The 14,238-nt window shown below is 61.2% G+C and carries 4 protein-coding genes; 1 reads left to right on the top strand and 3 read right to left on the bottom strand.

What is annotated here, in order from left to right:
- Nucleotides 1–35: 35 nt before the first annotated feature.
- On the bottom strand, nucleotides 36–962 hold the full coding sequence (locus tag VF629_RS00065) for an NAD(P)/FAD-dependent oxidoreductase (protein WP_331056396.1): 927 nt from the start codon (nucleotides 960–962) through the stop codon (nucleotides 36–38).
- Nucleotides 963–1,102: 140 nt separating this feature from the next.
- Complete coding sequence (locus VF629_RS00070) at nucleotides 1,103–7,804, bottom strand: IPT/TIG domain-containing protein (RefSeq protein ID WP_331056397.1); 6,702 nt, start codon at nucleotides 7,802–7,804, stop codon at nucleotides 1,103–1,105.
- Nucleotides 7,805–8,901: 1,097 nt separating this feature from the next.
- Between VF629_RS00070 and VF629_RS00075 the strand changes: the two genes are divergently transcribed.
- Nucleotides 8,902–11,295 (top strand): T9SS type A sorting domain-containing protein, encoded by a 2,394-nt coding sequence (locus VF629_RS00075; protein ID WP_331056398.1) that lies wholly within the window; start codon nucleotides 8,902–8,904, stop codon nucleotides 11,293–11,295.
- Between the two features lie 111 nt (nucleotides 11,296–11,406).
- Here the strand turns inward: VF629_RS00075 and VF629_RS00080 are convergent, their stop codons facing one another.
- On the bottom strand, nucleotides 11,407–14,196 hold the full coding sequence (locus VF629_RS00080; protein ID WP_331056399.1) for a 4-alpha-glucanotransferase: 2,790 nt from the start codon (nucleotides 14,194–14,196) through the stop codon (nucleotides 11,407–11,409).
- Between the last annotated feature and the right edge of the window lie 42 nt (nucleotides 14,197–14,238).

Genomic DNA, 14,238 nt, shown 5'->3' on the forward strand with positions numbered 1-14,238 from the left:
TGGGCACTTTGCGCGTTGCGTACAGGGGCTCTCCTTCAGCGCGGGCACTCTTCGCGCGTCAGGCTTTCATTGATGGAGATGGCGGCCTTGTTGCCATCGGCAGCGGCCAGTAGCGCTTGCTGGGCACCGGGCTTGGTGTCGCCGGCCGCGTAAAGGCCGGGGATGGACGTTTGCAGGCCGGCGTTTACCCATACCGCTTTTTTGCTAGTAATTCGGGCACCCAAGTCGGCGGCCAGCGAACTGCGCTGGTGCTGCTGCGCGTGCAGAAACACGGCCACTCGTTCCAACTGGTTGCCATCGGCAAACTCAATGCTCTGCAAATCGCGGCCCGGCGTGCCTACCAACCGCGCAATGGGCTCTTCGCGAACGGTGATTTTCTGGTGCCGTAGCCGCCGCCGGGCGTTGGGCGTGAGGTGCCCGGGTCCGTTGGTTACCACCACCACATCGGAACTCCAACGACTCACCAACAGCGCCAGCCCCGTGACGGTGCGGCCCTGCCCGTACACGGCCAGCGGCTGGTTGCGCACTTCCCACCCGTGGCAGTACGGGCAGTGCAGCACGCCCCTCCCCCACAGCTCGCGAAAGCCCGGCAACGGCGGCAGCACATCCGACACGCCCGTGGCCAGCAGCACCCGCCTGGTGGTGAAGGAAGCGGGAGCATCGTCGACGGTACTGCTGCCGGTGGCCAGAAAGCCCCTCCCCTGCTGCTGCAACCTATCAACGTGCAGCTCTCGCACCTCCACCGTCTGGTAGGGCCGCAACTGCTCGTGGCCAAGGCGCAGCAGTTCGGACGGTTGAATGCCGTCCCGGGTGAGAAAACCATGCACTCCCGGCGAATTTTCATTACGTGGGGGGCCGCCGTCGGCCAGCAGCACCCGGCGCAGGCAGCGGCCCAAAGTCAGCGCTGCCGCAAGGCCGGCACTGCCGGCACCGACAATGAGAACGTCGTAATCGTACTGCATGGAAGCATTGAAGAGGCGGGGGGCAATGACTATGCTAACCCAATCTGCGCAACAGAGGTTACGACGGTCGAGCCGATACACAAAAAAAGGCCCTCCCCGCAATGGGGAGGGCCTTTTCGATAACCGGCGAACCGGGCGCCTTATTCTTTGATGAGGCGGGCGGTCAGGTTCACCACCTTCCCACCATTCTGGCCGCGCACCAGCACCGTGTAGGTGCCGCTGGCGACGGTGTTCAGGTCGAGGGGATGCGCCATGCCCGCTTGCAGCGACGCGCCCAGCACCACGCGGCCGGTCGCGTCGAGCAGGCTCACCTGGTACGCGCCCGCGGGCAACGTCGTCAGGTCCAGCTTGGTCGCGTTCAGGGTCGTCGCCGGGTTGGGGTACACGCGGATGACCGGGGTCTTGGCCGCCGCTTCCTGGGTGAAGGCCACCGTGCGCACGGGCGAGTACGTGGCCGTGCCGTCGGCGTCCACCTGCTTGAGGCGGTAGTACACCGCACCGTTCGCTTTGGCCGCTACGGCGGCGTCGGTCCAGGCGTAGTCCGCGGCGGCCGAGGTGGTGCCGTGGCCTTTCACCGCGCCAATCGTGGCGAAGTCCGTGCCGTTGAGGCTGCGCTCCACGTCGAAGTGGTCGTTGTTCTTCTCCGAAGCCGTGCGCCAGGTGAGCTGGGCGTCCCGGTTCTGCACCGCTTGCGCCGCGAACGCCGTCAGCTCCACCGGCAGGGGACCGGTACTGATGGCCACCACCCCGGAGAACTCCGACGTGCCAACGCCCGCGAATGTTGCCGTGGCGCTTACCAAAGCATTGACGGCCACGCCGGCGGGCAACGAAGCAAGCGGAATGGTGAACACGAAAATATTGGTGTTGTCAGTACCTTGATTGCGGCCGTTGATAACGCCAAAATAGAGGCCTGTCTGGTTGTTCTCATCGATTAGTCCGTTGCTGGCAACCGTGTTGCCTTCCACTGCCGAGGCCATGAATGTCTGGCCTTCGCCGAAGCCGGTGGCATCAGCAGTGCCTACCAAAAACAGCTCAACCGTTGCGCCGGGCCGGGCATAGCCCCGCACCAATAGGTTGCCATTGCTGATGCGTGCCTGAGCAATAACCGGGAAGTTGAGCAAGCCGTTGGCACCGACGGCGGACGCGCCGTTGGTGCGGCCGTCCACGTCGCCCGTGTCGTTGAGGCCCACGGTACCAGCCGTTTCGTCATCGCCGGTATTGAGCAGGTCGATGCCGAGCTTGCCGTTCGTGAGAATGGAGTTGCGGGTAATCACAGTCGAGCCGGCCACGTTGGCCGTGTTGGTACCGGGGCGCACCACCACGCCGTCGCCAACGTTGTTGGTGATGACGTTTAGACTCACTGTGTTGGCTTGGCCATAGGCCCGCACCCCGGAGGTCTCGGTGGCGCCCGTAGCCGTGCCATTGCCGCTGATGGTGTTGCCGGTCACGAGGATGTTGCCGGCGCTGCCGTCAAAGTCCACCCCCGAGCCGCGGTTGGCCGTGATGAGGTTGGCTTGCACCGTGCCCCCGTTTGCGCCTAGGCGGACACCATCGGCGGTCGAGTTGAGCAGAGCATTGTTGCGAATCTCGTTGCCTTGGATTAGGATGCTGCTGGTCGAGGCCATGGCCAGATTCTGAATGCCACTGTTGCCATTGTAGCCAATCAGGTTGTTGCTAATAGTGGCGCTCACGTTGCCCGTGTTCAGGCCAGCCAGCAAGATGCCGTTGCCTGTGCTCCGGGTGGTAGCCGTGTTGGGGTCGGTGCCGTTGGTGGGGAAAGTGGTGGCGGCGGTGCCGATGACGTTGTTCGAGATGGCGATGTCCGACGTAGCGGCGCCAGTCACGTAAATGTTCGCGCCGCCAGCGTTGCCGGTGCCAGTGGCGCCACTGTTGCCGAAGCCCAAAATGGAAATGCCCTGTACGCCGTTGCCCGCCCCCGACAGCGTCAGGCCGAATTCGGAACCAGTGGTGCCCGGCACGCCCACTATTTGTACTTCGGGGCCGCTGCGCTGTGCCAGCGACGTGCCGGCCGTGCCCACCGTGGTGCTCGTGCCAAGCAAAGCGGCGTTGGTGTTGCTGTTGCGGCTTTGCGTGGTACCATCAATTACCGTGTTGTTTCCGGTAATGACGAAAGCTCCGTTGGTAGCAGTGGCGGGAGCAAACACCGCCACCCCATTGGCGTTAAGGCGGTTGGTGAGACCAGCCCGCAAGCCGGGCACAGCCGCCGGGCCCGGCACCATGAAGATGCTCGATTCCTTGCCCGCCGTCAGGTTGGTGGTTGCGCCGGCCGCGTTGGTGTATTGCTGAGCCAAGGCAGACTCGCCACCCAGCGCGTTGCTGTTGGCAATGAATTGCCGCAACGACCCCTGACCCGTGTCGTTGGTGTTGGTGACGACGTTGAAGTTGTAGCCAAAATCCACGTCGGTGATGCTGGTCGTGCTCACCGTCAGCGGCACTTGGCTGTTGCCCGGCACGTTGGCCAGGGCGCTGCCCCTTACGCTGAATTCGCTGGTAGTAAACGAGGCGTACGCGTTTGAGGAGGGCGTGATTTGACCTATTTCAGCGCCATTGAGACGTACGATGATGGTTTGGTTATTTACGCGGCCGTTAGCAACGCGCTGCGCGGTGTTAAAACGCACGGAGTACGTGCCTGCAGGCAACTGAATGTTCTGTTCAAAAGAGGAACCATCGCCCTGAATGAAAGCAGCTTGCGTGCCTGTTGTGGTATTGGGAAAGAACCCGCCACCGTTTCCTGCAACACCGGTGCCACCCGCTGGAAACACCCAACCCGCAGTAAAGGGCCCGTATTGGAATCCGCTGCCCACACCGGGCGTTTCAAAGCTCTGGTTTGCGATGGAATTGGTGGCCAACGGAACGCCGGCTTTCAGGATTTCTACGTTGTCGACGAAGGCGGTGTTGTCCAATCCGCTGGGGTTCTGGCCCACGAAGGTGAGCGTCGCTCCCACGGTCGCAGCCGCTGGGCTGTCCGCGGCGGCGGCGGGGTCCTGCCCTCCAACTCGGTTCACGTCGTTGCGCACGTAGGTCTGCACAGCTAGGGGCGCCGGGCTGGCCGTGGTGCCGTTGGCACGAGCCGAAGTCACCGTGGGCACCACGGTACGAACCGTATAATTGCCCGAAGCCACGTTGAACGAATACTGACCGTTGGCATCGGTGGTGGCAGTGCCCACAAGGGCGTTGGTGGCATCGTAGATTTCGACCGTTGCGCCGGGGCGCCCCACGGCGCCGCTGCCCAAAGTGGCGCGGCTGCGGCCAGCGCCGCCGCCGTAGTTAGCATCCTCGAACACATAGCCGCTCACCACCGTTGCTTCCAACTCCGAGTTAGTTGCGAACTCGGAAGTACCAGAGCTGGATAAATAGGCGGTGGCCGTCAGGGCTTGGCCGCTGGTACTGAACGTTAAGCTGGCAGGAGCCGTGATGGTTGCATTGAAGTTGCCATTGGCATCGGCCGTTATCGTGGTTAGGTAGGTTTGGCCCTCGCCGTGCGGCACCGTCGTTCCATCGCCAGCAATGGTTGGGCCATCGTTGTTGTTGTCGAGGCTATTGGCCAAGTAAAGGTCGATGGTAGCCCCACCGAATGCCGTTTGGTTCGGGGCGCTGCCTACGTGACCGGCCACCGTAATGCTCTGGGCCGTGTTGTAACGCGTTAGCGTGAAAACGGGATAGTCCATGCCGGCATTGGCAAAGGCGGTGTTCAGCGTGCCGTCGTTAGGCGTTACGCCGTCGCCGTTGCCGTAGTCAAGCGCTCCCAGGCCGTTGCCCAGCGCGTTCGGGGCGCCCACGTAGTAGTTGGAGCGCGGAATCAGGTCGATGCCGAGGTTGCCCCCGGTAGCGGAGTTGCGGCTGGTGCCGTTGCCGAACGTGCTGTTGCGGGTGATGATAATGCCGCGCTGCCCGTAGCCCACCACGATTCCGGAGGCCTGCGTCTGGTAAATGCGGTTGAACACGATGGAGTCGGCGTTGGTACCGGTGCGGTTGCCGGTGCGCTGCAAGTACAGAATGGCGGCGCCTTCGAGCTGGGCTCGCGACAGCGAGGTGCTACCGTTGCCGTTGTCGAAGAATGTATTGTTGCGCACCACGTTGATGCCGCCCAGTCCCACGCGGCCAATGTCAAACTGCAGGCCGTCCGAGTTACTGGTCGTAATGAGGTTGAAGGTTATCGTCACAGGACCAGACTCGGCTTGGTCGCCGATGCTGATGGCGTCACCACCGGTCTGGCGGTAGCCGTTCTGCACAAATTCGTTTCGCGTCACCAGCAGGCCCGCGGTATTGGCTCCGCCCGAGTAGCCCAGACCCGAACTGCCGGCGTAGCCAATCAGGTTGTTGCGCACCACGCCGAACGAGGCGCCGCGGATGCCCACGCCGTACTCTGGGTTGTAGGCCGTGCCAGCGGGGTCGGCCACGGCCAGCGCAGTAATGCCAATCAGGTTGCCAATGATTTGCACGTTGCGCGCCGCCGTGGTATATCCGGCCCGCAAATTGCCGCCGTGAATGGCGATGCCCCTCACCCCCAAGCTGTCGCCTTCCAGGTCCAGGGCGTAGGCCAACGACGTGTTGGAAGCAATTTCGATTTCCGGGCGGTTAATCTGGGCCAACGGAACGCCGCGCACGCCCACCGTGCCCCCAGTGCCGAGCACGCCGGCGTTGGAGTCGCCGATGTTCGCCGTCTGCGTGGTGCCATCGATGCGGGTGCGCCCGTCGGTCAGGGTCGGCAGTACCGAGCTGAGCTGAATCAGGGCGCGCGCGGAACCGGCCGCGCCCGTCAGGCCGCTGGGCAGCCCGGCGCGAAGGCCGCTGTGCGCGAAGCCGTCGGGAATCATAAAAATGCTGACCTCGCGCCCGGCCAGTTGGCCGACCTGCGCCAGGTTGGCATTAGTGAGCGCATTGGCGTTGGTGATAAATTGTGCCAGCGAGCCTTGGCCCGTGTCGTTGCTGTTGACGATGGTCGAGAAGTTGTACCCAAAGTTTATCCCAGCCACCGCGCTGTTGTCGGCGGGCAGGTCCACGGGCGCCAAACTCTGGGGCGTGAAGTCGCCTTGCGTAAGCGAAGCCAATACGCTGGCTCCCACCACCGGCACCGTGAAGGTGGCCGTGTAGGTTGCGTAGGCGACATTCGACGTTGGGGCAATGTTGCCGCCGCTTACCGGGCCGCCGCTGAACGTTAGCACGGTGGTTGTTCCGCCGATGTTGATGGACCCACGCACGTTCTGCCTGCCGTTAAGCGTGCGCTGCGAGGCCAGCAAGGTCAACGTGTACGTGGTACCCGGCGTCAAATTGGCCGTCTGCTCGAAGCTGCCCTCATTTTGAACAAAGGCAACCTGCGTGCCGGCTGTCGTGAGGGCCGGATTGAAGGCACTGCCGTTGGCAGCAATGCCGCTGCCGCTGCCCGGAGTCCCGCCAAAGGACCAAGACGCACCGGCCGGGCCGTAGGCGAAGGCATTGGTTCCCGTGCCCAGGGCCGGCGTTTCGAAGCTGCTGTTGGCGTACGCTCCCCCGTTGTTGAGGGTAATGTTATCGATGAACACCGTTTGGTCGCCCGCAGTGTTGAGGCCGGCGAAGGCCAGTGTCACGGGCCGGGTGCCGGGAATGTAAGCCGCGGCGTCCTGGAGTTGGGGAGCCTCGCCGCCCACGCGGTTCACGTCGTTGGTGGCACCGCTGGCCGTGGTGCGGAACGTTTGCACTGGCAGCAGTCCCGCCACGGAACCCGGGCGGGTAGAACGCACCGTGGAGTTCACTACCCGCACCAGGTAGTTTCCGGTCGACAAGTTGCGGAAGGTGTACTGGCCCACGGTGCCGGCCGTGGTGCTGCTGGTGGTGGTGGCCACATAGCCCCCGGCGCTGGTGTAAAGTTCTACGGTTGCGGCCGTGGCCGCATTGCCCGCCGTGCCCACGGCAGCCGTGCCGGCGGTGCCCAAGGGCCGGCCAGCGCCGCCCCCGTAGTTGGGGTCTTCAAAAATGTTGCCGGTGATGGTGGCCGTTCCCAGATACGTGAAAGACGAGTCGGATGTATCCGTGCCGCCGTTGGTGGTCACGACGATAGGGCCCGTGGTACCAACGGCGCGCGGGGGCGTGGTAAAGGTGAACTGCGTGGCCGAAACCACCGTCACGGTGACGGTTTGCCCGGCGAGCGTGGCCGTGGTGCCCCCGCTCACAAAGTTTGTCCCGGTCACCGTTACCAGTGTGCCGCCGGTGTAGGGTCCGTTGGCCGGGGTAAAAGACGTAATGGTGGGCGCCGCTGCCCGCAGCGTTATGGACGACTGTGCGTTGGCAGCCGTGCCATTGTTATTGCCCGGTGTTGGGTCCGTATCGTCCCCAGTCTCATTAGACGATGCTGCTGCGGCGATGGTGACTTGCGATACGTTGTTGGGAACGGTGAAACTGACCGTTTCCGTGCGGTCGGGGGTTACTGGCAGGTCGGCCCGCGGAAAGGCCACTGTAACCGTTGTGCCCGCGTGGGTGATGCTAGTATTGGTCGGCGCCGAAAAGGTCAGCGTTGCATACAGCGCAGCCGAAACGTTGGTAATGAGTATTTGCTGTTGAACAGCATTAAACGCGTTTAGGGCAGAAGGATTAGTAGTAGTGGCTGAGAATGAAACTGTCGTTCCTCCTACCGCCGTGCCGCCCGTAGCGGGCGTGCTGGCAATAGTTGTGGCCAAATTGATGTTGTTCTGCGCCATTCCCTGAAAGGACATCAGGAGCCCCAGCAACCACACCGCCGGGAACACATACAGCGGTCTGGCTGTCGCGAGCCAGTCCCGGCTTTTGGTGTAGCGAGAAGCGGCAAAGGCTGCTCCCCTGGCATAGAAATGTAAAAATAATTCCATGGATTTAGCTTGTGTTGTAAAAATGCAGGTGTTTGAATGAGCTGTTGGTGTTTTAGGCGGCTATTGAGCGAGACCACGCCGCCAAGCTGGTGTCATCGTCGGAGTTAGGTTTTGCAGCTTCGGGAGGCGCGTGATAGCGCTTCATGCAGGACTTCTTGGCGTGTTCCCGAAATGAATAAGACCAGCTTAACTTAAGATGCGTGTTGTGCTTTGTGCATAGCCTGAAGTATATTATATCTTAATCCGGCAATCAGGACAAAAGTAAGTCAGGCAGGGCCGTATTACTAAGAAATTACAGGGCCGCGAACCCATCTGGCTCAATATGGGAACACATTTTCCAAAACTGAAAAAAACGCGAAAAACAATCTCTTCAAGGCATTTACACGCTATACCACTGCTTATAAAACTTTACGTGTTGCCAATAAGCGCAACAAGTAAGTGCGTAAAAACAAGTAAAAACACAAATTAAAATCCAAAATTCAATATTATATTTTTTGTAGACCGGGCGTCTATTTCTGTAAGCTGCTTCGCGTTGTTATGGAAGGGCTTATTCCCGACTACCCAACCGGCTACAGGGAGCTGGTTACCCCGATGGGTTGCCCTTCTGACTAAACCATCCACTACTCGGTCGGGGCGCGGTCTGCGCTCCCGACATGGGCGGTTCACCGGTTCGGTTAGCGCGGTTGGGATACTGCCCGCGAAGCCGCCCTGCGAGCACATGCCGCTTGCCCCGCTCAAACGCCGGCGTTGGGCTAATCCGGTCTGTAAAAGAGAATCTGAACAGTCGCCACTTGCTCGTTGCCATCCCACTCTGCTCAAGCAGGGTCATGCAGCATCAGCCATGGGCAGCTGCGACATTTGAAGTTTTGCTTTTTATTAATTATTATTTAAAATATTATATTTCACAAAACAGTTTGGTTTTGCGTTTATTGTCCATGAATAATTTTCAATAATTATTTTTGCGATTGGAACGTACTTTTGCTACGCATTCCTAGTTTAAAATTTGCATTATTTCCTACAGCTTCATTCTCAGGCTGATTTTAATTCAATAAAAAATTCAATTAACAAAGTCCTTACTTCATAAAACTTTAGTCAACATGAAACAGACCTACGCATTACTTTTAAGCCTAGCTGCTCTGCTGGCATGCGATGCGGCGCGAGCCCAGCACACGTTCACCGAAACCACCCTTAGCCCTTACCGACAGGATTTCAACACGTTGGCTGGGACGGTGACCATGACTGGCAATTCCATCACCTCTATGCCGGAAGTGTATGCGGAGGCAGAGTTCAACGGGGTGCGTTTCTTGCCGGGCTTCTTTGGCCAATTTGGGCCGAATGATGGCAACACCTCGGCGGCCAATTACTACCACTTTGGCTACGGCACTGGCACTGACGCGGCTGACCGCGCTTTCGGCGGCATCGGGGGCTTTTTGGACAACGCCAACCCCACGCCGGGCGTGGGTTACGCGGGCATTCGCTTCAAAAACGGCACGGCCGGCACCACCATCACCAACCTGGAAATCCAGTACGCCATGGAGCACTGGTACAACTCCACGTTTAGCACTGCGGCCAAAGTATCGGTATCTTACCTCAAAGGGCTTTCGGTGACCAGCTTGCTGGCAAGCGCGGGGGCTTGGCAACCGCTAGCAGACTTGGATGTAGCGGCGCCGTCCACGGCCACTTCGGTGGGCGGACGCGACGGCAATGCGGCTTCCAACCGGCGGGTGGTGAGCACCACGGTGCCCGTGAGCCTGCTGCCCGGCGAGGAAATCATGATTCGGTGGGCGTATGTGCTTAACTCTAATACCAACGGCAACGGCTTGAGCATCGACGACGTGGTGGTGACGCCACAAACCAACGTGTTCTACTCAAAAACGATGGGCAACCTAGACGTCCTGTCCACGTGGGGCACGCAGCCCGACGGCTCGGGCGCTGCACCGGCCAGCTTTGCCACCGCCAACCAAATTTTTTACGTGCAAAGCCCGAGTGCTACCACGGCAGCGGACCGAATCACCGGGTCGAACACGACCTGGGCCGTGACCGGAGCCAATTCCAAAATCGTGGTAGGCACGCCCTCTGCACCGGCAGGCTTGATGGTGGAATTCGATAATAACATTGTTGGCACCATTGACGTGGGCAACAACTCTTATTTTCTAAGCCGCCGCACAAACGCTCCAGCCTTTGTATTGGGCACGTTGGCGGCGACGAGCACTGTGGAATACAATAGCAACTCAACGGCCCACACCATTCCGGCCAACCAGTATGGCAATTTGAGAGTCACGGGTACCAGTGGCAGTCGTGCCGACAACAGAAAGCAGCTCAACGGTGACGTTGTGGTGGCGGGCACTCTCGGCATTGGTAATGGCTCAAACTTGGTGCTGGGCAACTACGACCTCACCATTCTAAACGGAACCGGAACAGGCATTCCTAATTTTTCGGCGACGGGTTACGTGGTGGCCAACGGCACCGGCCGCCTGCGGATACGTGTGCCCCGCGCCGCCAGCGCCACCACTTCGGGCACGCAGGTGACCTTCCCGGTGGGCAGCAGCTTCACTTCTTACACGCCCGTTACGCTGCGGCAAACTTCGACCACCAGCGACGACGTGTTTGAGGTGCGAATGCTGGACAAGGCATTTACCTCGTACGCGCCTGTTACTTACGCCCCCGGCACCACGGAAGTGGCTAGCGAAGTGGTCAAGAAAACCTGGCTTATCAGCAAGGAAGTACCGGCCAATCCCGCCACGGTAGCCATGACGCTGCAATGGAACGCTACCGAGGCAACGACCAATTTCCTCAATGCTCAAGCCCACATCAATCATTACACTAACGGCGCCTGGGATGTGTACAAGGGCGAGGTGGGCGCCACCGGCACCGGCCCGTTCGTAGTCACTCGCAACGGCATCAGCAGCTTTTCGCCTTTCTCAGTGTCCTCGCGTGCCAACGGCGCACTGCCAGTGGAGCTACTGGGCTTCGACGCCAAGCGGACAGGCCCGACGGTGGCGTGCGCCTGGGCCACGGCCAGTGAAAAGAACAACGACCATTTCACGGTGGAGCGCAGCGCTACCGGGCAGGAGTTTGCGCGCATTGGCGAAGTAAAAGGCGCCGGTAACTCGACCAAGCGGGTGAATTACGCATTCGAGGACAAGGCCCCGTTGACGGGCTTGTCCTACTACCGCCTGCGCCAAACCGATACCGACGGCACGGTGAGCTACTCGCCCGTGGTGACGGTGCAGGCAGCTGGTGCCGCGTGGGATGCCCGCGTTACGGCCGTGCCCAACCCCAGCGCCGGGCGGTTTGAAATCTGGACGTCCGCTACTGAGGTTTTGGCCGCGGAAGTATTCAACATCCTGGGCGTTCGCGTGCCCACGCAGGCTACGCTTGCGGCCCACAAGCGCCTGCAGTTTGATTTGAGCAGCCAGCCGGCCGGCGTGTACTTCGTACGCGTGCAAACCACGACCGGTACTCAGGTGGTCCGCATCACCAAAAACTAATACGGGACTCTAAGCCACTAATCAAGAAGAGCCGCCACCGTCTAGCAATAGCTAGGTTGGTGGCGGCTCTTCTTGGTTTAGGCGTGGTCCGGTTACCGGACGCCTGCGGCTTTAGCTGCGGCCACTAGCCTGCACCAGGGCCCGCAGCGGCTCGTTGAAGCCCACGGCGTCCGCCAGTTCTTCCAAGGGCAGGTGCAGGCGGTACTTCCAGAAATGGGCCGGGTTGCTGGGCACGTTGATTTGCTCGTCGTGCGGGTTGGCCCGGCGCAGGTGGGTGTCGATGGCCAGCAGGTCCTGCAGTGGGAAGATGGCCCACATGGCCGGCGAGTGCAGGTGCTGCGCCAGGATTTCGCGCGCCACCCACGGCTCGCAGTAGAACGGCGCCACCTCGCGCCAGTGGCCGAGGATGGTTTCGAAGAAGCGTTGGGTGCGCACCCGGTCTTCTTCCCACCAGCCCCGCACGGTGCTCATGTCGTGGCTGCTGGTCGTGACCACGCTCAAGTAGGGTGCGGCGTCGGGGTGGCCAAACTCCGTCTCGGGGTTCGAGGGCATGCGCTGGATGTTCAGGCCCAGGATGCCGAGCTGCTTCATCACGCCGGGCACGGAGGCGGGCACCATGCCCAGGTCTTCGCCGCAAATGAGCATGTCGGTGGCGTAGCGCACGGGGGGCAGCTTCACCAGGCCCTGCTGGCGCCAGAACTCCTCGTGGCGACGGAAGAAGAAGTCCACGTAGATGTCGTCGTAGAGACGGCGGCGGTCTTCGTCGCTGTCCAGCTCCCGGAACGAGTAGCTCTTGTTGAGGGTGATGCGCGGATGGTAGAAATCGTTGCCGGCGGGCAAGAACAACACTTCGTTCACCAACTTGAACAAGCCGGTTTGCAGCCACGCGAAATAGGGTGCGTGCTCCGGGTAATCGGCTACTTTTTGCGCGATGTAGGCTTCAATCTTGCGCTGGTTGTCGACGTTTTCCTTGAGATGGATGCGGCCGTAACTGGCGTCGTACATGTACTCGTCAAACACCGACTGGGCCTCGCCCTGGAAGATATCCTGCAACATGTGCCAGCGGATGTACGGCTCGCACAGCCGGCTGTAATCGAACCAGCCCAGGCGGCGCTCAATCTCGTGGCGGTGCAGGGGCAGGGCGGGCGCAAAGTGGCCCAGCAAGCCCTCTACCGACTCAATGGGCATCTCCCAGATGCGGAAGAAGCCCAGGATGTGGTCGATGCGCAGCGTGTCGAAGTAGCGGGCGAGGTGGCCCATGCGCTGCTTCCACCAGGCGTAGTCGTCTTGGGCCATGCGCTCCCAGTTGTAGGTGGGGAAGCGCCAGTTTTGGCCGGTGGTGGAGAAATCGTCGGGCGGGGCGCCGGCCTGGCGGTCCATGTGGTAGAGTTCGGGCTGCGTCCAGGCATCCACAGAGTGGCGGTAGATGCCAATGGGCAGGTCGCCTTTCAGCACCACGCCGCGGCCGCGAGCGTAGCTCACGGCCGCGCGCAGTTGCCGGTCAAGGTGGTACTGGACGAAGAAGAATAGGCCGTACTCGTCGTAGTCGGCAGCGGCTTCGGCGGTGAGGGCTTCGAGGTCGCGCGGGGCACGGAACTCGGCGGGCCACTGCTGGAAGTCGGCGGTGCCAAACCGGTCGCGCAGGGCCGAGAAAGCCGCGTACGGCACCAGCCACGCGGCCTGGCTGGCAAAGAACTCGCGGTACTCAGGGTCAGCGAGGAAAGTGGCTTTCTCTTGTTTATAAAGCAGGCGGAGGAATTTCCACTTGGCATTCATCACCGGCTCGTAGTCCACGAAATCCTTGGCGTTGAATTCCTGCTTCAACTGAGCCAGCTCCTTGGCGGCTTTTTTGTCTTTGAGCGCGGCGATGCCTTCGAGGTGAATGAACTGCGGGTGCAGGGCAAACACCGAAATGGCCGCGTACGGGTAAGAATCAACCCAGGTGTGGGTGGCGGTGGTGTCGTTGATGGGCAGAATCTGCACGAGCTTGAGGCCAGTTTGCACGGCCCAATCGGTCAGCAGTTTCAGGTCCGAGAACTCCCCTACCCCGAGGCCTTTCTCGCTGCGCATGGCAAAGACGGGCAGCGCCACGCCCGCGCCGCGCCACGAGTCGAGGTAGCGGTAGGCTTCGTCGTTGAACACGCGGGCCGTGGTGCGGTCGGTGGTGGCGGGCACCACGCGGTTTTCGCCGCCTTCCATATCGAGCGCGTGCCCCGCCTGCGGGTCCCACATGGCGTATTTATAGAGGCAATCCTCGGCGGGGTTTTCGAGCTTGATGCTGCCGGACCACACCGGGTATTCCTGGTCGGAGAGCACAAGGCACTTCGTGTTGTCCCAGGCGCCCAGCGCGGGGTCGGAGCCCAGGATGCACAGGCCGAGCTGCGGGGCCACCCGGGGGGCAACCAAGCGAAAGACCGTTTCGCCGGCTGCTGGAGCCGTCGTGCTACGTTCGAGAGCGGGCGCCGCGGGCGCAGGAGTGCCGGCCTTGGCCTTTTTACCTTTTGCAACGGGAGTCTGAATGGCGGCGCCGGTGGCGGCCCGGCGAAACAAGGCCTTGGTGAAGGCAGCCGTCAGCAACTCGTTTTCGGGTTGGCCGGGGGTGCGCCAATAGTCGGCCAGGTGCAGGTGCTGGACTAGGGCGGCATTGTATGCCACGCTCCGGTCGGGGCCAAACTCCCACTGGGTGCTGTTGGCGTTGGCGTCGAGCAGCACGTACTTATAGGTGAGCGTGCCCGCGGCATCGGCCACGGTCAGTTCGTGGCTCCAGCAGGTGGTGGCCTCGTCGTATTGCATCAGGGCAGCAGCCGACAACTGCCAATTCCCCAGGTCGGGGTGGGAACCGCAAACCGCCAGGCGTTGGCCCAAAACGGTGCGGTAAGGAAGAGAGAAACGTATTATCATGCGGACGGTGGGATTTCGAAGGCGAAAGATAAGGCGAGCGGT

It is taken from the genome of Hymenobacter sp., from assembly GCF_036388155.1.
Classification (GTDB): Bacteria; Bacteroidota; Bacteroidia; order Cytophagales; family Hymenobacteraceae; genus Hymenobacter.